The sequence below is a fragment of the Labrys sp. ALF-8 genome, from assembly GCF_059699065.1.
In genome coordinates this window covers 972,726-991,496 of record NZ_AP048538.1, presented here as the reverse complement: position 1 = coordinate 991,496, position 18,771 = coordinate 972,726, and the positions used below count along the sequence as shown (strand labels likewise).

Below are 18,771 nucleotides of genomic sequence, written 5' to 3'. Positions count from 1 at the left end.
GAACGATGGGCCAGTTCGTGTTCAAGCTGCCGGACGTGGGCGAGGGCATTGCCGAGGCGGAGATCGTCGCCTGGCATGCCGAGATTGGCCAGGAGATCAGGGAAGACGACCCCCTGATCGATGTGATGACCGACAAGGCGACGGTCGAAATCTCATCCCCGGTATCGGGGCGTGTTCTCTCGCGTCACGGCGAGGTTGGGGCCATGGCGGCCATCGGGTCCGAGATCTTGGTGATCGAAACCCAGGCGGCCAGCGGCAAGCGGCCCGGCAATGGCCATGTGACGCCTTCCGGCATCGCAGCACGGCGTCAACCGATAGTTGCCGAGAAGACGCCAAGGCTAGCCCAAGCCTCAGGCGGCAAGATCCTGGCATCGCCGGCGGTACGTGCGAGGCTCGTGGCCCTGGGCATCGATCCGCACGAAATCAGCGGCAGCGGCCCGGAGGGGCGCATCGAGCACGCCGATCTCGACGGCGTCCTGATCCGAACGCGGACGAGGGTTGGGAAAAGCTCCTCTTCTCCTGCCGCGGACGTGATCGACGAGGTGAAGGTGATCGGGCTGCGCCGCCAGATCGCCGAGCGCATGCTCGAGTCGAAGCGCCGGATCCCGCATTTCTCCTACGTCGAAGAAATCGACGTCACGGCTCTCGAAGCTCTGCGTGCGGATCTCAACGGTGCGGTCTCCGAGACCGGGCGGCTGACGCTCCTGCCTTTCCTGATCCTGGCTATTGTCCGCGCCATAGCCGAGCACCCTGGCGTCAATGCCCATTATGATGATGAGGCCGGGCTCATCAGGCGTCACTCGGCCGTTCATGTCGGCGTTGCCACGCAAACGCCGCGAGGTCTCCTGGTGCCCGTCGTCCGCCATGCCGAGACTCTGTCGTTGCGAGTGCTGGCATCCGAGATAGCGCGGCTGAGCGAACTGGCTCGTAACGGAAAGGCGGGCCGCGAACTGCTGACTGGATCCACCATCACTGTTTCGAGCCTCGGTCCGCTCGGCGGAATCATGGCGACACCGATCATCAATCCGCCGGAAGTTGCGATCGTGGGCGTCAACAAGATCGTGGAGCGGCCCGTGGTGCAGGCGGGGCAGGTGGCGATCGCGAAGCTGATGAACCTCTCGTCGTCGTTCGATCATCGCGTCGTTGACGGCTTCGACGCTGCCAGCTTCATCAAGGGCATAAAGGCCGAACTGGAGGCACCGGGACGGTTGCTGGCTGCATAGAGGGAGGGCCCCGGTCGCATGCAAGGCTGCGCCGAGAACCGGGGGGCGCTACTCCGGCGTCAGCCCGTAACGCCCGATCACGTTGATCTTGGAAAAGACGCCGTCGGAGTTCTGTTCTTTCGATACGGCTATGGCTCCCACCACTTCCTGGCCGTTCATGGATTGACCGACGAGAAAATACGCACGACGGAGCGCGCCATATCGGCTGGGAGCCAGTTCTATCTCCCCGGAAACCACGTCGCGACCCGGCGCCCTCACGAACGGTACGACGGCATAATACGCCTCAGTAGACACCAATCCTCCCTCGCGCCTTTCGGTCGCAAGCTCTTGTTATCGTATTGTCATCTGATGGTGCTGCGTTTCCGCGCGGCTTGCAAGAAACCTCATGCAGGGAGCAGCGTCGGCGGACGTTAAAATCGTTTCTGGACGAGCGGCAGCAATTACCGGGACGCTCCAGACCCGGCAACAAGGCAGCGATTTGCTGGTTTTTGAGGTTCGTGGCGCGCCCTAGGGGAATCGAACCCCTCTCTCCACCGTGAAAGGGTGGCGTCCTGACCGATAGACGAAGGGCGCGGCGGGGCGGACATATAGAGGGGGGAATCGAAGGCGGCAAGAGGAATGTGCCGCCTTTTGACATTTATGTGGAAATGACCTGCGATCGGCCATTTCACCATGAAGACGCTGCTTACCACACGCCGGTATTGCCCATCGAAGTCCAGGGCTCGGCGGGCGCGAGGGCCTCGCCCTTCTGCAGGATCTCGATGGAGATGAGGTCGGGCGAGCGCACGAAAGCCATGTGGCCGTCTCGCGGCGGGCGGTTGATTGTGACACCCGCCTTCTGCAGCTTGCCACAGAAGTCGTAGATATTATCGACCTCGTAGGCCAGATGGCCAAAATTGCGGGCCGAGCCATAGTCCTCGGTATCCCAGTTGTACGTCAGTTCGAGGGCAGGGGCCTTGCCTGCCTTGAAGGCGTCGAGATCCTCGGACGCGACCAGGAACACGAGCGTGTAGCGGCCCTTCTCGTTTTCGTGACGACGGGCCTCGACCAGACCGAACAGATCGACATAGAATTTGAGAGAGGCATCGAGGTCGCGAACGCGAACCATGGTGTGCAGATATTTCATCGTTTCCTCATCGAGTTTCTGGAAGCGAACAAGCTTTGTGGGGCACTAACGCCTAATGCCTGACATCCTTGACGACAAGAAGACTGTGTATCCGGAAGACCTCGCTCTCTTCGATGTGATGTTGCGGTCGGCTAGCCGAATCGTAGCCTTCACCGGGGCGGGGCTGTCGACCGAGGCCGGCATTCCAGATTTCCGGTCGCCCGGCGGGCGCTGGAGCCGAATGAAACCCATCATGTTCCAGGATTTCGTGGAACAGGACGAGGCTCGGCGCGAGAGCTGGCGGCGACGTTTCGACATGGACGCCGAGATCCGGCTGGCCGTACCCACGCGGGGCCATCGGGCGATCGCTTCATGGATCCAGGCCGGGAAGAGCCCCGCGGTCATTACCCAGAACATCGATAATCTGCACCAGGCTTCCGGCATTCCCGACGATGCCGTCATCGAAGTGCACGGCAACACCACTTATGCGATGTGCCTGGATTGTGCACGGCGCCATGAGATCGAGGACCTGCGCGGCCCCTTCCAGGCGACGGGCGAGGCACCGCGTTGCGAGGCCTGCGGGGGCTTCGTCAAAACCGCGACCATTTCCTTTGGTCAACCGATGCCTGAAGCCGCCATGGCGAGGGCGACGGCGCTGGCCGGCAACTGCGACCTGTTCGTGGTGGTGGGCTCTTCGCTCGTCGTTTATCCGGCGGCCGACTTGCCGAGAATGGCACGCGACCAGGGCGCGCGCGTCGTCATCATCAACCGGGAGCCGACGCCGGGCGACCGCTACGCTCATCTGTTATTACGCGGAGAGATCGGCGACATATTGGGACATTTCGTGTTGTAGTATTGGCGCGAAGCCATGAAAATCAGGCGGTTTCGAGGAAGTATCAAGTTTGCACGAAGTTGATGCACAAAATTGTTAATTCGGGCTTTCCGTGACGCCAAGGGGTGTTATCGTAGCAAAGTCAAGAATCGTGCGGCAGCCCGATCCGTGGGCGATGTGTTGGATGGCGTAGATGGGTACGAACGATTTTGAAGCCAGGTTCGGGCCAAGTCGGGAAACCGGTGATCATCTGGACGAACGACCGGTTGGCCTGATCGAGATCGCTGGCGCCATCAAGTGGTTCGACGTCGCCAAGGGCTATGGCTTCATCGTGCCGGACAATGGCGGCCAGGACATCCTGCTCCATGTCAGCGTGCTCAGGCGGGACGGCTACCAGGCAGCCTATGAGGGGGCACGCGTGCTCGTAGAGGCGACCCAGCGCGCCAAGGGTTTGCAGGTCTTCCGTATTCTATCGATGGACGAAAGCACGGCGGTGCATCCCGCCCAGATGCCGCCCGCACGTACGCATGTGCAGGTGACTCCGTCGGGTGGGTTCGAGCCGACGACGGTGAAATGGTTCAATCGCCTGCGCGGATTCGGCTTCGTTTCCCGCGGCGACGGCACGCCGGACATCTTCGTCCATATGGAGACGCTCCGGCGGTTCGGTATCATGGATCTGAAACCGGGGCAGACGCTCATGGTGCGCTTCGGCAACGGCCCCAAGGGATTGATGGCCGCCGAACTCAAGCTCGCCGACGGTCCTTCCGGACCGCAATCGCATTAGACAAATGCCCAATAATCCCATCTTCTCAAAGATTTATATTGCCTTCTTCGTGTTCTTTATAAGCTTGATGAATCTTTCGGCCGGTGAGGCCGAAGATGGTGTGTTCGAGCCCCTTTCGATCATGACCGCTAGCGGCAAGCATGACTTCCAAGTCGAGGTCATGCGCACCGACGACGAGCAGCAGCGCGGCATGATGTTCCGTCGCAGCCTCGATGACGACAAGGGCATGCTGTTTCCGTTCCCAACCGAGCGAGTGGCAACCTTCTGGATGGAAAATACCTATGTCCCACTCGACATGATCTTCATCAAGGGCGACGGCACCATTCAGCGCATCGAAAAACGGGCGGAACCGCTCTCCACCCGCACGATCTCATCAGGCGCTCCGGTGCTGGCGGTGCTCGAAGTGGTGGGCGGTTTGGCCGACAGGCTGGGTGTCAAGCCGGGTGACAAGGTTGCGTACCCCATCTTCAAGTCGCAGTGAACGCGTGTGCATTCCCTTGGATGAAGAGCTTTGGTAAAAGCTGCCGAAGGCTCTTGCGGTTCGCGCCGCGTGCCCTTACTAAGCACATCACTCATCCTGAACGGGGTATGGCGCAGCCTGGTAGCGCGACAGTTTTGGGTACTGTAGGTCGTAGGTTCGAATCCTGCTGCCCCGACCAGATTTGAGGACAGACGAGAAGGCGGACGGCGAACGATGACAGCGAAGATCTATAAGCCGGCGCGCACGGCGATGCAGTCGGGTTCCGCGAAGACCAAGAACTGGCTTCTGGAGTTTGAGCCGGAAGAACCGCGCTCGGTCGAGCCTTTGATGGGCTGGACCTCTTCCGGCGACATGAAGCAGCAGATCCGGCTGCGCTTCGTCACCAAGGAAGAGGCGATCGCCTATGCCGAGCGCAACGGCATTGCCTATCAGGTCTTCGAGCCGCATGAACCGACGCCCAAGGTCATGTCCTATTCCGACAATTTCAAGGTTTCGCGCGTCGGTCAGTGGACCCACTGAGGCCTTCGCGCCGGCTGAACGCAAGGGCAGGCCATTCTCCCCACCGGCCTGCCGAGGGGCCCCATAGCTCAGCTGGATAGAGCGAGCGCCTTCTAAGCGCTAGGTCGCAGGTTCGAGCCCTGCTGGGGTCGCCATTCGCGGACATAAGGCTGTTATGGACGACAATAGGGTTGTTTTTCTCTTTCCGCACATTCTGAAATGTGCCGGGCTCAGCGTGCGCGCCTTCCTGATGAACGACGTGCCGGCCGAGCAGGCGATCCTGATCTACAGCGAGAAGGAGCGCGACCCGTGGCTCAAGCCCCTGGAGCGCGTTCCCAGTAGGCAGCGCGAAGCCTTGCGCATTCTCTATGGGCACCGCCTGCCGCGCAGTGCCCTGGCGGGCTTCCCGGACCGGCCCATCCGGGAGATCGGCCTCCTGCGCGATCCGGTTTCGTGGTGCGTGTCGATGTACAACTTCCTGCAGACGGCGCCGGAACGCCATGGCGTCAAGGGCTGGTCGTTCGACAAGTGGTACGGCACCATCAAGCGCAACCGCATAAGCCGCTTTTATCTGAAGCACTATTATCGCGTACCATCGACGAAAATGCGCTTTCTGACCGAACGCAATCGCTTCGATTTTCTCTCCGACCACTTCCAGAACTTCTGGTTCGTCGGAGATTACCGCAATTGCGATGACGTCGTTGCCCGGATCGCTGCCGAGATCGATGTTCCCTTCGAGAAACTGCCTCGGGTGAATGCCGCATCGGACAATAGTTTCCGTGTGCAGGACCTGAGCGAGACCATGCGTCAGCGGATCCGCGAGGAAAATGCCCTCGACCAGGCGCTCTATGAAGCCTGGTCCAAGCGGCTGTGGGACGGTCGTCCCGAATTGGATGCCGGCCGCGATCTTCCCTCGCGGTGGACCTGGAACAATATTGCGAGCTGATCGACGCCCGATGGTGGTGATGAAGCCGAAGGGGAGATTGTGAATGGCGGATGCACTCAATCCCCCGCTGGCGAGAAGGAGTGGTCTCGGCCAGGTTTTCGATCGCGTGGCCGCATCCAACCTTCTGGCGATCGCGGTTCTGCTGCTCACTGCCTTTCTGGTATTGGCGCCGGGTTTCACCACGCTGCCCCCGATGGACCGCGACGAGCCTCGCTTCGCCCAGGCCTCCAAGCAGATGCTGGAAAGCGGCGACTATGTCTCCATCCGCTTCCAGGACGAGGCACGGCTCAAGAAGCCTGTCGGCATCTATTGGCTGCAGGCCGCCGCGGTGAGCGTGGGCGAAAGGCTGGGCGTGCCCGAGGCGCGCACGACGATCTGGCTCTATCGCATCCCATCGCTCTTCGGGGCCGTAGGGGCCATCCTGCTGACCTGGTGGACGGCGCTGCCCCTGGTCGGCCGGCGGGCGGCGCTTTTATCGGGCCTGATGACGGCGGGGTGCGTTCTGCTCGGCGTGGAAGCCAGGCTGGGAAAGACCGACGCGACGCAGCTCTTCACCATCATGCTGATGGTCAGCGTGCTCTCGCGTTTCTTCATCGCCTCGCGGAATCGCCTCGCACCGCCGGGCGGCATGCTGCTGCCGGCGATTTTCTGGATCGGCATGGCGGCATCTATCCTGATCAAGGGGCCGATCGGCTTCCTGCTGGTTGCGCTGACCTGCCTCACGCTGGTGGTGCTCTGCCGCCGAGCCGATGCGCCGCTTGCGGCCCGGGGACGAGGCGCCATCGGCGATTGGTTCGCCAGCAGGGACTGGCAATGGCTCAGGAGCCTGCACTGGCTTTACGGCGCGATCTTCACGCTCTTGCTGGTCTCACCCTGGTTCATCGCCATCATGATCCAGACCGACGGCGCTTTTCTTCAGCAATCCGTCGGCCAGGACATGTTGAACAAGGTTGCGGGCGCACAGGAGTCGCATGGAGGCTGGCCCGGCACCTACCTCGCCGTATTCTGGGGCACGTTCTGGCCCTTCGCACCGCTAGCCGCCCTTGCGGCACCGTGGGTATGGCGCCATCGGCGAGAGCCGGTCGTCATGTTCCTGCTGGCCTGGCTGGTGCCGTTCTGGCTGGTGTTCGAGTTCTTCCCCACCAAACTGCCGCACTATGTACTGCCCGTCTATCCGGCGATCGCCATTCTGATTTCGGCGGCGCTGTTCGCGGGCGGCCTGCCCCGTGCCCGTTGGGCCCGCATCGTTGCGGGTCTCATCCCGTTGTTCGCCACGGTCCTGGCGGCGGTCTCGGTAGGGGCCGTCTGGTTCTACCAGCGGGAAATAGCGTGGCTGAGCCTGCTTCTGGGCCTGCTCGCCATCGCATGCGGACTATGGTGCTGGAAGCAACTGGGGCGCGGACGCGAGGTCGAGGCCGTTCTGGGCTGCCTGGCGACCGCGATGCTGCTCTATTGGGGCGTCTATGCTGGCGCCATCCCCAGGCTGCAGGCGATTGCCGTCAGCCCGCGCCTTGCCGCAGCGGCCGCGGTGCCGCAGTGCGCTCACGTCCAGGCCGCCAGCGTCGGCTTTCGCGAGCCAAGCCTGGTGTTCCTGGCTGGGACGGACCTGCTGATGCCCGGCGCTGAGGCGGCGGCCGATTTCCTGGCGCAAGGAACCTGCCGGGTTGCCTTCATCGACTCGCGGTCGGAGCCGGCCTTCCTGGCGAAGCTTGCCGCCCTTGGCAAGAGCGTGCCGCCGTCGGCAAGGGTAGACGGCATCAACATCAATGGCGGCAAGAAGCTGGATATCGGCGTCTATCGGTCGCCATGAACCTGGGGCATGGGGATTCGGTCCGTTCCAAAATCGCGCCTGAGAAAGACGGATCAGGCCGGCCAGGCCCTGTGAGCAGGCTATTTCTCGTCGTTCCCCGGCCGGAAGGCGATGCCCTTCTGTACGGCCGCCTTGCCGAACTTGCTGCGCACGGCATCGATGGCTTCCTCGGCGGCCACCAGGCGCCTGGCGAGCGGGTCCGCGAGATCACCGTGGTCCGCGTCGGCCATGTCGACCAATCCCGTGACGCCTATGCCGATCAGGCGATATTGCGTTCCATCGGTTTCGCGGGCGAGGAGCTTCTTGCCGGCTTCGAAGATGCGTGCCGCCAGACGGGTGGGCTCATGCAGGCTCTGCGCCCGGGTTCGGATCTTGAAATCCGCGGATTTCAACTTGAGGGTCACCGTAGAGCCGGCGATGGAAGAGCTCTTCAAGCGCGATGAGACCTTTTCGGACAGGCGCCACAGGATCGGCAGCAGGTTCTCGCCGCTGGCGAGATCATGCTCGAAGGTGGTTTCGGCGGACACGGACTTGCGATCACCCTCGGGATCGACCCTGCGTGTATCGCGGCCGAAGGCCAATCGGGCGAGCCGCTGTCCTTCCACGCCGTACCGCCTGATCAAGGGGATTTCGCCGACCTTTTGAAGATCGGCGATCGTATGCAGGCCGTCCCGTTCATAGCGCGCCGCCCCGGCCTTGCCGACGCCCCAGATGAAGGAGATCGGCCGCGGTGCAAGGAAGGCGGGGGCCTCCTCGGGCGAGAGCACCGCGAAACCACGCGGCTTTTCGAGATCCGAGGCGGTCTTGGCAAGGAACTTGTTGGCGGACAGCCCGATTGAGACGGTAATGCCGACTTCCTTCTCCACACGGTTGGCAAAGAGCAGCAGCGTCCGGGCCGGGCTGGCGTGGTGCAGACGTTCCGTGCCCGTAAGATCGAGGAACGCCTCGTCGATGGAGAGCGGTTCCACCAGCGGCGTCAATGCCAGCATCATCTCACGCACCTGCCGGCCGACCTGTACATACTTTTCCATGTTCGGCCGGACGACGACGGCCTCGGGGCAAAGCTTGAGGGCCTGGAACATCGGCATGGCAGAGCGCACGCCGAAGGTCCGCGCGATGTAGCAGCATGTGGACACCACGCCGCGCTTGGCTCCGCCGACGATCACGGGGCGATCGGCAAGGGAGGGATCGTCGCGTTTCTCGATCGTTGCATAAAAGGCATCGCAATCGACATGGGCGATCGACAGGTTTTCAAGGGCTGAGTGCCGCGCAATGCGGGGCGAGCGGCAAGCAGGGCATCGGTCCCTTTCGCCGACCTCGCCAAGACAGTCGCGGCAGATGGCGCGCATGGTTTCAGTCCCAGCGGATTCCAAGGCGGGCAGCGGCTCGCTGCAGATCCTCCGGTTTCAGGTCGTTCTCCGTCGCAAAGGCAGAAGCACTGTCCTCATCGGAGAGGACATGCTGCAGAACCGAAGCAAGAAAACCTGGTTGAGTGACCGCGGCACGAATCTCCGTCGGTGCCAGGCCAGTCAGCGCAAAGAAATTCTCGAGTCGATCCTGATCCGCAGCGATGAAGCCGAGTGCCTGGGCGGCAATTTCTTCCGCCCATTGCTTCTGCGCCTCTTCCCCGCCTCTTTGCTTGAGCATCGGATTTCCCGTTTGGTAAGGACTGACTGCTAACAACCAGTGATCATGTAAAATCACGGACGCCAGAGATTCGGGGTAGCCCGCTTCGCCTGGATCATACCGCAGACGAGAGGCTCCATGGCCAAGAAAGTCCTGATCGTGGAAGACAACGAGCTCAACATGAAGCTTTTCCACGATCTCCTGGAAGCGCATGGCTATGACATCGTCGAGACCCGCAGCGGTGTCGATGTGATGAACCTCGCGCGCCAGCATCGCCCGGATCTAATTCTGATGGACATTCAGCTTCCGGAAGTGTCGGGGCTGGAAGTCACGCGCTGGCTCAAGGACGACGACGATCTGAAGTCGATTCCCGTGGTCGCCATCACCGCCTTCGCCATGAAGGGAGATGAGGAGAGAATCCGTCAGGGAGGTTGCGAGGCCTACCTTTCCAAGCCGATCTCGGTGGCGAAATTCATCGAGACTGTACGCAGCTTCCTGGGGGAGTAAGACGGGAGCGCGTCGCTCTCCGGCGTTCCCGAATCGCAGGCACGGACAGAAAGAAAAGGCGGGCCCATCTCGGACCCGCCTTCGTCATTTCTGCGCTGCTCGCTCGGAACCGCCAGCAAAAAGGGCGCCCGAAAGGCGCCCTGTCATTCCAGTCCGGAAAATCGATCTTACTTGATCTTGGTTTCCTTGAACTCGACATGCTTGCGCGCAACGGGGTCATACTTCTTCATTGCGAGCTTTTCGGTCTTCGTGCGGGTGTTCTTCTTGGTGACATAGAAGTAGCCCGTGTCAGCTGTCGAAATCAGCTTGATCTTGATGGTTGCGGCCTTGGCCATGTTGATTGCTCCGAATATTGCTACCGGACCGCGGGGGCTAAGGCAGCAAAGCCGCGCAACGGCGCGGCCCTTTGAATCTGGCCGCACACTACTCAGGAACGCGCCGAAGTCAACCGAAGAAACGGGCGGAACGGTTCAATTCGTGCGTTCCCTGAGCCTGCAGAGCACCAAGAGAGCATAAAGGCCGAAGATCGCGGCCAGGCCGAGGGCAAAGCCGTGCGGGCGAACTGAGTCGATCACGACACCGAGAATCGGCGTGCTGATCATCATGCCCAGCGCGTAGAGCATGATGAAGGCCGCGTTGGCGGTCGCGAGCGCAGATCCGGAGAAGCGTGCCCCGAGATGGGCGAGGCCGACGGTATAAAGCCCGCCGGCCATTCCACCGGTGACGAAGACGATCGCCATCAGAAGGGGCAGGCTCCCGGCGCAGAGCGGCATGGCTAGTGCGCCCACGGTGGAGACCACGGCGCAGCCAAGCAGCAGCAGCGGCCTGTTCACGCGATCAGACAGCAGACCGAGGGGAATCTGCGATATGACGTTGCCAAGCCCGAAGAGAGTAAGCAGCCAGGCGCCGTTTTCCTGACCCAGGCGCAAGGCCTCGCCATACAGAGCCAGAAAGGCGAAGCTCCCTTGCTCGACGGCGCCATAGGCGAAGGCGGCCATCGTGGCGATAGGCGCCAGCAGGACGAAGCGCCAGATCGACAGGCTTGCTCGTCCTTCGAGCGGCGGGGCATCGCGTCCGGCAAAGAAGATCGGCACGGCGGCGGCCGCGAAGAAGCAGGCACCCACGAGGAAGAGGGAAACGCTCGCGCCATCGTTCAGTGCCAGGATGGCCGGTCCGGCGGCGAAGCCGAGCGAAAGCGAGGTGGCGTAGACGCCCATGAAGAAACCGCGCCTCGCATTCGGTGCCGCTGCGTTGATCCAGAATTCCGACAGCACGAAGAGGGCGTTGATCGAAGACGCAAACAGGAAGCGCAGGACGGACCAGGCCGTATACCCCGGCAACAACGGGAACAGGCTCATCGTGACGGTCGCGAATGCGAGGACACCGAGCAGGAAATTGCGCAACCCGAAAGTGCGCGCGAGCCGCGGCACGAACGGACTGGTCAGGATGCCGGCAAGACTCGCAAAGGCGGTCTGGGCGCCGATCGCCGTGGCGCTCACCCCCTGTGCCGACAGGAGCAGCGAGATGAGCGGCGCCGTCAGCGACAGGCCGATACCGGCGACCGAGATGCATGTGATCGCTGCGGCGATGGTCGTGAGGCGGGCGCGGTCGAGAACCTGATCCGGCCGTGAAAGGGTGGATTCGGCGGACATCAGATTTCGTCGCACCGCCACGTGCCGCGCCATTCATGGAAGAAGGGCACCGGCAGATCCCTGTCGATCCCAAGTTCCAGGCGCCGGGCGACTTTATCGAGAACCTTGCGCGTAATGTCGGCAAGGTTCTCCTCGCGCGTCTCCTCGACGGTGAGCCACCGCATCTCGACCAATTCGGAATCCGGACCGATCGCATTGTCGATCCGAACGGCGATATGGCTTGCGTCCACCGCGAAGAAACGCGTGTCGAAACGGCGAGGAAAACGGCTCGGCGTGATGGCGCGGGCGACGAAATAAAGCGTCTCCGGCGCCGGGTAGACTTCATGCTCGGCGAAAGCCCGCCAATGCGCGCTGACGGTTGCCGGCGCACCAAGGCCTGTCTCGCCGAGCAGGATTCCGGTCTCTTCGAAGGTTTCGCGAATGGCACATAGCGCCAGCGCCCTGGCCTTGCCCGAGGAGGGACGAGGCATGCGTGCGAGAAGATTGCGCTCAGTATGAGCCGCCAGCGAGCCATAGACGCGCATCGAGCGATCAGCCGCCTCGACCCGCCCGCCAGGAAATACCATGAAGCCCGGCATGAAGGCATGCCCATGATGTCGCTTGCCCATCAGGACCCGTGGCTTGATGCCGGATCGGTCGACGAGGATCAGCGAAGCAGCGTCACGCGGCGTGACCGGCCTGGTCCTGGCAATGGCGGGGAGCGGTGAATCGGGCATGTTCAATACGGTGAAATGGCATCGGGATCGGATTCGCCCGAGAAACCATGCATACGATTGGCCCATTGCAGGCCGATGATGGCACCCTTGATCATGGGCAAGAGAACCAGGGACAGTACAACCGTAAGTGTTCCGAAGACGACGCCGAGAATCCAGAGCGGCACATCGAAGCTGATCATGCAGGTCAGGATGCCGGCCACGACAATGTGGCCGACGATCAGCATGGTGAAATAAGGAGGGGCATCGTCGGCGCGATGGTGCGACAGATCCTCGCCGCAGGCACTGCAGCGCGGAGCCACCTTCAGATAGGACGTGAAGATCTTGCCCCTGCCGCAATTGGGGCACCGCCCGAAGGCGCCGCGCCGCATGGCCAGCGCCACGTCTCGCTGCTGAGGCCGATATTCGATCATCGCCGTCCCTTGCCCTTCGCGGCCTTGCGCTTGGCGCCATTACCCTTGCGGTCCGTGATGCGCGGTCGCTTCATTGCTCCGATCCTGCGGCCGGGCGGTCGCCGGCGCTGCCCGTCCGAAACGATTTCGAACCGCAGCGCCCCGGCGAAGGGAGCAGCCTCCACGAGCTTGACCGACACGACGTCGCCGAGCTGGAAGGATTCGCCCGTCGCCGCACCGATAAGCTGATGTGAGCCCTCTTCGAAACGATAATAATCGTGACCGATCGTCGCGGCAGGCACGAAACCATCGGCTCCAGTCTCCAGGAGCTTGACGAACAAGCCTGACTTGATGACTCCGGAGACACGCCCCTGGAAGATCTCGCCGACATGATCCGCGAGGTGGTGGGCGATCAGCCGGTCGATCGTCTCGCGCTCCGCCGTCATGGCTCGCCGCTCGCACGCCGAAATGCGGCCGGCGATCTCGTTGAGCATGGCGGGCGTCGTCTCCTGCGGCAGACCGTCTTCACCCAGATGCAGCGCACGGATCAGGGCGCGATGCACGATTAGATCGGAATAGCGTCGGATCGGCGAGGTAAAGTGCGCGTAGCGGCGCAGGTTGAGACCGAAATGACCGATATTGTCGGCAGAGTACTCCGCCTGGCTCTGTGAGCGCAGGACCACGTCGTTGACGAGATGGGCGTTGTCGGTGCCTGCTACGCGTTCGAGGACGGCGTTGAACTGATTTGCCCGCATGGCTCCCTGCTTGGACAGGGGAATGTCGAGCGTATGAAGGAACTCGCGCAGGGCGATGATCTTCTCCATCGAGGGTTCGTCGTGGATACGATAGACGAGAGGCGTCTTCTTCGCCTCCAACGTCTCGGCCGCCGCGACATTGGCGAGGATCATGAATTCCTCGATCAGCCGGTGCGCGTCGAGGCGCTCGGGGACGATGACACGATCGACCGTCCCGTTCGGCTTCAGCAAGATCTTGCGCTCGGGCAGATCGAGGTCGAGCGGGCCGCGCTCTTCGCGTTCCGCCCTGCGCGAGGCGTAGGCTGCCCATAGCGGACGCAGGACCGGTTCCAGCAATGGCCCGGTTACCTCGTCCGAGTCGCCGTCGATGGCGCGCTGGGCCTGCTGGTAGGAGAGCTTGGCGGCCGAACGCATCATCACGCGATGGAACGTATGGCTGAGCTTGCGGCCGTCTGCGGCGATGATCATGCGCACCGCAAGCGCCGGGCGGTCCTCGTTCGGACGCAGCGAGCACAGATCGTTGGAGATGCGCTCGGGCAGCATCGGCACCACCCGGTCAGGGAAATAGACCGAATTGCCGCGGATGAGGGCTTCGCGATCAAGCGGGGAATCCGGTCGTACATAGGCGGCGACATCTGCGATTGCGACAGTGAGCACATGGCCGCCCGGATTGGCAGGGTTCGGATCGGGCTCGGCGTGGACTGCGTCGTCATGATCCTTGGCATCCGCCGGATCGATGGTGATCAGCGGCAGGCGACGCCAGTCCTCGCGCCCCGACATCGTGGCGGGCTTGGCCGCTCCGGCTTCCTCAAGGGTATCCTTTCGGAAGACATAGGGGATATCGTGGGCATGGATGGCGATGAGGCTGATGGCCTTCTCGCTGTTCACCTCGCCGATGCGCTCGACGATGCGTGCCATGGGAGGGCCGCCGCGCGAGCCGCGCAGGGGCTCGATGGCGACCAGTTCACCGTCCCTGGCGTTGGCGACATCGTCCGGTCGCACCATGAGATCGCGGCCGGCGTTGCGCTTCTCGATCGGCACGACCTGGCCTTCGCCGCTCGGAAGGAGGCGGAAGACGCCGAGGATGCGCTGACGCAGCCTTTCCAGCACTTTGATGACACGACCGGTGAGATGGTGGTCCGAGCCGCCGTCGGCCATGCGCAGCAATACGCGCGAGCCGACGCCGGGGGCCGCGCCGCCGAACCGCTTGGGCACCACGGCGACGATGCGTGGAGGCTTGCCGAGTTCCTCGTCCCAATCGGAGGGCACGGCGATGAGTTCACCATCATGGTCGCGGCCGGTGATGTCGGCCACGAGCGAGGAGGGCAGGGCGCCGGGCGCGTTGAAGCCCTTGCGCGTGCGCTGCACGGCTCCTTCTTCCGCAAATTCCGCGAGAAGGTGTTTCAGGGCGATCTTGTCGGCGCCGCCCAGACCGAATTCGCGCGCGATTTCGCGTTTGCCGACGCGGCCACGCGAACGGGCGATGAAGGCAAGGATGTCTTCGCGGCTGGGAAGGGAGGGCTCCAGCGTTTTCGGGGGGGTGTATTTACGAACCAAAGAGGTAATTCCGGATTGGCGTTGGGAGCCACAGCTGGGCATCATCATAGACCAACGCGCAGGGTATTTGTCGAAGCCAAAGGTCGAGCGCACGAGTTTTTGCGCAAGACGGATGGCGATTATGTCTGTCGAGTATGATCTGCGCGGCGATCCCTTGGGGACCTCTCGGCGCGGCAGGGCCAAATTCAGGCAATGAACCGGAAAGCAAAGAACATCGAAGTGCCCCGGACAGACAGTCTCATTTCAAAGGCAATCCGCTGGCACAGGTGGATCGCAGAAGCGGTTCAAGGCACAATCCAGGAACCGGACGCTGTGCATATAGGCAGGGTGCGACATGTTGTCAATAGGAATGCTGCAATGCAGCATTACGTCTGTATCATACGAGTGCCTTCGACAGGCATTGCGGGTGCCTGCACGGCGGTGGGACATCAGGGAATACGGCCTCTGGAGGCTCGCTTCATGGTACTCCGGCTCCTTGGTCGGACTCGCGAGAAAATATCGAGGCAGGACGTCGGGTCTGGCCCCGGCGCTCGACTGAAACCATTGTGCTCCAGCTATGATTCCCAGTTCCGAGCCGTGGGTCGGCGGCAAATCCAGGCCCCTTACCGTCTGGTACAACACAAAATGCCCTGTTTGCGACGCGGGTATCCGGCACCAGCGCAACCGGCTTCTGGACGCGGTAAAGGCGGAGCGTATCGAATTCCTCGACATCAATCTCCAGCCCGATGCCCTGGCTCATTTTGGGTCCGGGCTGGATGATGTCCGGCGTCGGCTTCACGCCACGGACGAGAACGGCAGGCTCCTCGTCGGCGCCGATGTCGCTGTGGCTGTCTGGGAGAGAACGCCCGGGCAGCACTGGATCGCTTCGATCCTGGGCGCGCCGGGCCTGATCCACCTGACGCGCTTCGCCTATGACCGGCTTGCCGATGTGCTGTTCGCCTGGAACAAGCGCAAGGGAAGGTGGTAGATGCAAAGACCGTTGACGCCTCAATCGGCGTCGAACGGTACCTCGTCCGAATCGACGATAGCCTTGCTGCCTTTCTTGGCAGGGGCCTTCTTGGCAGTGGTCTTTTTCGCCGCCGGCTTTTTTGCCGCCGCCTTCTTTGCGGTGGTCGCCTTGCCGCCCTTCGCGGCGATCAGTTCGATCGCCTGCTCGAGTGTTACGGCATCGGCCTCCACGCCCTTGGGCAGGGTGGCGTTGACCTTGCCGTTGGTGACATAGGCACCATAGCGCCCCGGGCGCACCTCGATCTTGCCGCCGCCCGGAAAGTCGCCCAGAACCCGCCCGGCCACTGCCGCCGCGCCGAAACGACGGCCGGCACCGTTGCTCTCCTTGGTATGGATGAGATCGATGGCACGATTGGCTCCGATCGAGAGCACGTCGTCGTCCTTGTCCAGATTGGCGTAAGTCCGCTCGTGCTGGACATAAGGGCCGAAGCGGCCGATGCCCACCAGGATGGGCTTCCCGCTTTCGGGATGGACGGCGACTTCCTTCGGCAGGGCCAGCAGGGCGAGCGCCCTTTCCAGATCGATACCCGCTGGATTCATGCCCTTGGGCAAGCTGGTACGCTTGGGCTTGTCACCCTCGCCGAGCTGGACGTACGGGCCGAAGCGACCGTCTCGCAGTGTCACCTCGAGGCCTGTCTGGGGGTCGGTGCCCAGCTTCTTCGTCCCGGCCTCGCCGCCATTGCCTCCCTCGCTGTCGCTCGTCTGCTCGGCGCTGGCCGAGAGCTGACGGGTGTAGCGGCATTCGGGATAGTTGGAGCAGCCGATGAAGGCGCCATACTTGCCAAGCTTCAGGGACAGAGAGCCCGTACCGCATACCTGGCACTGGCGCGGGTTGGAGCCATCACCGCGGTCGGGGAAGATATGCGGACCAAGAATGTCGTTGAGAGCATCGAGCACCTGCGTGGTGCGCAATTCCTTGGTACCGTCGAGAGCAGCCGAAAAGTCCTTCCAGAAATCGCGAAGGACCTCCTTCCAATCGAGTTCGTGGTTAGAGATGCGGTCGAGCTTCTCTTCCAGGGCGGCCGTGAAATCATACTCGACGTAGCGGGCGAAGAAGCTTTCCAGAAAGGCGGTGACGAGCCGTCCCTTGTCCTCGGCCTTCAGGCGCTTCTTGTCGATTGAAACGTATTCGCGGTCGCGCAGTGTGGCGAGCGTGGCCGCATAGGTCGAAGGGCGACCGATGCCGAGTTCTTCCATGCGCTTGATCAGGGTCGCCTCGCTGTAGCGCGGCGGCGGCTCGGTGAAATGCTGGGTTGCGGCGATCGATTTCTTCTCGAGGAGTTCACCGGTCGACATGGCGGGCAGACGCTTCGAATCCTCGTCGTCTCCCTCATCGTCGCGATCCTCGTTGTAGAGAGTGAGGAAACCGTCGAACTTCACGACCTGACCGGTGGCGCGCAGGTCGAGCTTGCGGCCGCCGGCCTCCACGAGGATATCCACGGTGGTGCGTTCGAGTTCCGCCTGCGCCATCTGGCTGGCGACGGTCCGCTTCCAGATCAGTTCGTAGAGACGCGCCTGTTCGCTGTCGAGGAACTTGGCCACATCCTTGGGCAGTCGCGAGGGATCTGTGGGACGAATCGCCTCATGCGCTTCCTGCGCGTTCTTGGCCTTGGTCGTATAGCGGCGAGGAGACTCTGGCAGATAAGACGGCGCGTAGCTCTTGCCGATCAGGTTGCGCACGGCGGCGATCGCCTCGGGCGCCATGTCGACGCCATCCGTACGCATGTAGGTAATCAGGCCGACCTGCTCGCCATTGACGTTGACGCCCTCGTAGAGGCGCTGGGCGATCTGCATCGTGCGGTTGGGCGACAGGCCGAGTTTGCGGCTGGCTTCCTGCTGCAGCGTCGAAGTGGTGAAGGGCGGGAATGGATTGCGTCGCGCGGGCTTGGCCTCGACGCTGACGACCACATAGCGGCCGGCCTCGAGCGCGGCGCGGAAAGCCATCGCTTCCTTTGCGGTACCGACGTCGAGACGCTGGATCTTCTTGCCGTCGGCGCCGACGAGGCGGGCCTCGAAGAGATCGCCCCGGGGCGTGGCGAGCGTCGCGACCAGCGACCAGTATTCGCGTGCCACGAAGCGCTCGATTTCCAGTTCGCGGTCGCATACCAGGCGCAGGGCCACCGATTGTACACGGCCGGCCGAGCGGGCGCCGGGCAGCTTGCGCCAAAGCACCGGCGAAAGGCGGAAGCCCACGAGATAGTCGAGGGCACGGCGGGCGAGGTAGGCGTCGACGAGACCCTCGTCGATGTCGCGCGGGGCCTTCATGGCCTTCTGCACCGCATCCTTGGTGATCGCGTTGAAGGTCACGCGCTCGACCGGAATATCCCTGAGGACCCGCTTCTGGCGCAGGATTTCCAGGACGTGCCAGGATATCGCTTCTCCCTCGCGATCAGGGTCGGTGGCGAGAATCAGCTTGTCGCTCTCCCGGACCGCCTTCGCGATATCGGTAAGGCGCTTGCCTGCCTTGGCGTCGTTCTCCCAGAGCATGGCGAAATCGGCATCCGGTTCCACCGAGCCATCCTTGGCGGGCAGATCGCGGACATGGCCATAGGAGGCGATCACCTGATAGCCGGAACCGAGATATTTGTTGATCGTTTGCGCCTTGGCGGGCGACTCAACGATGACGACAGGCATGGGCAGGGCCGTTCACAATCGAAAACGAGGCAATCCTCACCTTGACGGGCCTTCGAGCGGGCCTGTCTGGGCAAGGCATGAAATCGGGCAGGTCACCCTTTTGCCTTAGAAAGCAGGGCGACAAGCAGCCAAATAAGGATAAATCCGAAAATTGCAATCTGGCGCATTCGTCGGAGAAGATGACGCTGGCGCCATCAATGGGCCGGCAAGATGGGCAAAAGGTAGCCCCAAGTCAAATCTGCGGGCTG

At 62.5% G+C, this 18,771-nt stretch carries 19 protein-coding genes and 3 tRNA genes; 11 read left to right on the top strand and 11 right to left on the bottom strand.

The annotated features are described in order from the left end of the window. Window positions 1-5 precede the first annotated feature (5 nt). Window positions 6-1,223 carry a dihydrolipoamide acetyltransferase family protein gene (locus tag AC6H34_RS24445; protein ID WP_497540517.1) on the top strand — a complete coding sequence of 406 codons (1,218 nt, stop codon included), beginning with the start codon at window positions 6-8 and terminating at the stop codon, window positions 1,221-1,223. A gap of 48 nt (window positions 1,224-1,271) precedes the next feature. Here AC6H34_RS24445 and AC6H34_RS24440 read toward each other — a convergent pair whose 3' ends face one another. The 3 genes from AC6H34_RS24440 to AC6H34_RS24430 form a co-directional block, all read right to left on the bottom strand. Beyond that, window positions 1,272-1,517 (bottom strand): hypothetical protein, encoded by a 246-nt coding sequence (locus tag AC6H34_RS24440; RefSeq protein WP_448147549.1) that lies wholly within the window; start codon window positions 1,515-1,517, stop codon window positions 1,272-1,274. 204 nt (window positions 1,518-1,721) lie between these two features. Then, window positions 1,722-1,796: transfer RNA gene (locus AC6H34_RS24435), tRNA-Glu, on the bottom strand. A 112-nt stretch (window positions 1,797-1,908) separates the two neighbouring features. Further along, entirely contained in the window at window positions 1,909-2,349 is a 441-nt protein-coding gene (locus tag AC6H34_RS24430) for a VOC family protein (RefSeq protein WP_497540516.1), read from the bottom strand. 118 nt (window positions 2,350-2,467) lie between these two features. Between AC6H34_RS24430 and AC6H34_RS24425 the strand changes: the two genes are divergently transcribed. The 8 genes from AC6H34_RS24425 (at window position 2,468) to AC6H34_RS24390 (ending at window position 7,679) form a co-directional block, all read left to right on the top strand. Further along, a complete protein-coding gene (locus AC6H34_RS24425) occupies window positions 2,468-3,181 on the top strand; it encodes an SIR2 family NAD-dependent protein deacylase (protein WP_497541275.1) in 714 nt (237 codons plus the stop codon). A gap of 172 nt (window positions 3,182-3,353) precedes the next feature. Next, complete coding sequence (locus tag AC6H34_RS24420; RefSeq protein WP_448147542.1) at window positions 3,354-3,944, top strand: cold-shock protein; 591 nt, start codon at window positions 3,354-3,356, stop codon at window positions 3,942-3,944. A gap of 4 nt (window positions 3,945-3,948) precedes the next feature. Further along, window positions 3,949-4,425, top strand: coding sequence for a DUF192 domain-containing protein (locus tag AC6H34_RS24415; RefSeq protein ID WP_497540515.1), 477 nt, complete (start codon window positions 3,949-3,951; stop codon window positions 4,423-4,425). Between the two features lie 101 nt (window positions 4,426-4,526). After that, window positions 4,527-4,603, top strand: a tRNA-Pro gene (locus AC6H34_RS24410). A gap of 35 nt (window positions 4,604-4,638) precedes the next feature. Continuing rightward, the gene (locus tag AC6H34_RS24405) at window positions 4,639-4,944 is read left to right on the top strand and encodes an ETC complex I subunit (protein WP_448147540.1); all 306 of its coding nucleotides are present in this window, start codon (window positions 4,639-4,641) and stop codon (window positions 4,942-4,944) included. Between the two features lie 57 nt (window positions 4,945-5,001). Beyond that, window positions 5,002-5,078: transfer RNA gene (locus AC6H34_RS24400), tRNA-Arg, on the top strand. A 20-nt stretch (window positions 5,079-5,098) separates the two neighbouring features. Beyond that, the gene (locus AC6H34_RS24395) at window positions 5,099-5,869 is read left to right on the top strand and encodes a hypothetical protein (protein WP_448147539.1); all 771 of its coding nucleotides are present in this window, start codon (window positions 5,099-5,101) and stop codon (window positions 5,867-5,869) included. A gap of 43 nt (window positions 5,870-5,912) precedes the next feature. Beyond that, entirely contained in the window at window positions 5,913-7,679 is a 1,767-nt protein-coding gene (locus AC6H34_RS24390) for an ArnT family glycosyltransferase (RefSeq protein WP_497540514.1), read from the top strand. Between the two features lie 80 nt (window positions 7,680-7,759). Here AC6H34_RS24390 and AC6H34_RS24385 read toward each other — a convergent pair whose 3' ends face one another. Continuing rightward, window positions 7,760-9,028, bottom strand: coding sequence for a DNA polymerase IV (locus tag AC6H34_RS24385; protein WP_497540513.1), 1,269 nt, complete (start codon window positions 9,026-9,028; stop codon window positions 7,760-7,762). A gap of 4 nt (window positions 9,029-9,032) precedes the next feature. Next, a complete protein-coding gene (locus AC6H34_RS24380) occupies window positions 9,033-9,362 on the bottom strand; it encodes a DUF3572 domain-containing protein (protein ID WP_497540512.1) in 330 nt (109 codons plus the stop codon). 81 nt (window positions 9,363-9,443) lie between these two features. Here AC6H34_RS24380 and AC6H34_RS24375 point away from each other — a divergent pair, with 81 nt between their 5' ends. After that, the gene (locus tag AC6H34_RS24375) at window positions 9,444-9,812 is read left to right on the top strand and encodes a response regulator (protein ID WP_448147535.1); all 369 of its coding nucleotides are present in this window, start codon (window positions 9,444-9,446) and stop codon (window positions 9,810-9,812) included. 167 nt (window positions 9,813-9,979) lie between these two features. Here the strand turns inward: AC6H34_RS24375 and rpmG are convergent, their stop codons facing one another. From rpmG to rnr, 5 genes are all read right to left on the bottom strand, one after another. Next, a complete protein-coding gene (gene rpmG, locus AC6H34_RS24370) occupies window positions 9,980-10,147 on the bottom strand; it encodes a 50S ribosomal protein L33 (RefSeq protein WP_284311846.1) in 168 nt (55 codons plus the stop codon). Between the two features lie 135 nt (window positions 10,148-10,282). Next, window positions 10,283-11,464: an MFS transporter gene (locus AC6H34_RS24365; protein WP_497540511.1), complete on the bottom strand. Its 1,182-nt coding sequence runs from the start codon at window positions 11,462-11,464 to the stop codon at window positions 10,283-10,285. Further along, on the bottom strand, window positions 11,464-12,180 hold the full coding sequence (locus tag AC6H34_RS24360) for an NUDIX hydrolase (RefSeq protein ID WP_497540510.1): 717 nt from the start codon (window positions 12,178-12,180) through the stop codon (window positions 11,464-11,466). Before AC6H34_RS24360 ends, AC6H34_RS24365 begins: the two co-directional genes overlap by 1 nt. A gap of 2 nt (window positions 12,181-12,182) precedes the next feature. Beyond that, on the bottom strand, window positions 12,183-12,590 hold the full coding sequence (locus AC6H34_RS24355; RefSeq protein WP_448147532.1) for a DUF983 domain-containing protein: 408 nt from the start codon (window positions 12,588-12,590) through the stop codon (window positions 12,183-12,185). After that, complete coding sequence (gene rnr / locus AC6H34_RS24350) at window positions 12,587-14,923, bottom strand: ribonuclease R (RefSeq protein WP_497541274.1); 2,337 nt, start codon at window positions 14,921-14,923, stop codon at window positions 12,587-12,589. Before rnr ends, AC6H34_RS24355 begins: the two co-directional genes overlap by 4 nt. A 514-nt stretch (window positions 14,924-15,437) precedes the next feature. Here rnr and AC6H34_RS24345 point away from each other — a divergent pair. Further along, window positions 15,438-15,848: a thiol-disulfide oxidoreductase DCC family protein gene (locus AC6H34_RS24345; RefSeq protein ID WP_497540509.1), complete on the top strand. Its 411-nt coding sequence runs from the start codon at window positions 15,438-15,440 to the stop codon at window positions 15,846-15,848. A gap of 20 nt (window positions 15,849-15,868) precedes the next feature. Here AC6H34_RS24345 and topA read toward each other — a convergent pair whose 3' ends face one another. Further along, window positions 15,869-18,523 carry a type I DNA topoisomerase gene (gene topA / locus AC6H34_RS24340; protein WP_497540508.1) on the bottom strand — a complete coding sequence of 885 codons (2,655 nt, stop codon included), beginning with the start codon at window positions 18,521-18,523 and terminating at the stop codon, window positions 15,869-15,871. Between the last annotated feature and the right edge of the window lie 248 nt (window positions 18,524-18,771).

Bases quoted from the DNA above. Each gene is read 5' to 3' on its own strand.
- AC6H34_RS24445 (WP_497540517.1), top strand. From the start codon at position 6: ATGGGCCAGTTCGTGTTCAAGCTGCCGGACGTGGGCGAGGGCATTGCC.
- AC6H34_RS24430 (WP_497540516.1), bottom strand. From the start codon at position 2,349: ATGAAATATCTGCACACCATGGTTCGCGTTCGCGACCTCGATGCCTCT.
- AC6H34_RS24425 (WP_497541275.1), top strand. From the start codon at position 2,468: ATGTTGCGGTCGGCTAGCCGAATCGTAGCCTTCACCGGGGCGGGGCTG.
- AC6H34_RS24420 (WP_448147542.1), top strand. From the start codon at position 3,354: ATGGGTACGAACGATTTTGAAGCCAGGTTCGGGCCAAGTCGGGAAACC.
- AC6H34_RS24415 (WP_497540515.1), top strand. From the start codon at position 3,949: ATGCCCAATAATCCCATCTTCTCAAAGATTTATATTGCCTTCTTCGTG.
- AC6H34_RS24405 (WP_448147540.1), top strand. From the start codon at position 4,639: ATGACAGCGAAGATCTATAAGCCGGCGCGCACGGCGATGCAGTCGGGT.
- AC6H34_RS24395 (WP_448147539.1), top strand. From the start codon at position 5,099: ATGGACGACAATAGGGTTGTTTTTCTCTTTCCGCACATTCTGAAATGT.
- AC6H34_RS24390 (WP_497540514.1), top strand. From the start codon at position 5,913: ATGGCGGATGCACTCAATCCCCCGCTGGCGAGAAGGAGTGGTCTCGGC.
- AC6H34_RS24385 (WP_497540513.1), bottom strand. From the start codon at position 9,028: ATGCGCGCCATCTGCCGCGACTGTCTTGGCGAGGTCGGCGAAAGGGAC.
- AC6H34_RS24375 (WP_448147535.1), top strand. From the start codon at position 9,444: ATGGCCAAGAAAGTCCTGATCGTGGAAGACAACGAGCTCAACATGAAG.
- rpmG (WP_284311846.1), bottom strand. From the start codon at position 10,147: ATGGCCAAGGCCGCAACCATCAAGATCAAGCTGATTTCGACAGCTGAC.
- AC6H34_RS24365 (WP_497540511.1), bottom strand. From the start codon at position 11,464: ATGTCCGCCGAATCCACCCTTTCACGGCCGGATCAGGTTCTCGACCGC.
- AC6H34_RS24360 (WP_497540510.1), bottom strand. From the start codon at position 12,180: ATGCCCGATTCACCGCTCCCCGCCATTGCCAGGACCAGGCCGGTCACG.
- AC6H34_RS24355 (WP_448147532.1), bottom strand. From the start codon at position 12,590: ATGATCGAATATCGGCCTCAGCAGCGAGACGTGGCGCTGGCCATGCGG.
- rnr (WP_497541274.1), bottom strand. From the start codon at position 14,923: ATGCCCAGCTGTGGCTCCCAACGCCAATCCGGAATTACCTCTTTGGTT.
- AC6H34_RS24345 (WP_497540509.1), top strand. From the start codon at position 15,438: ATGATTCCCAGTTCCGAGCCGTGGGTCGGCGGCAAATCCAGGCCCCTT.
- topA (WP_497540508.1), bottom strand. From the start codon at position 18,523: ATGCCTGTCGTCATCGTTGAGTCGCCCGCCAAGGCGCAAACGATCAAC.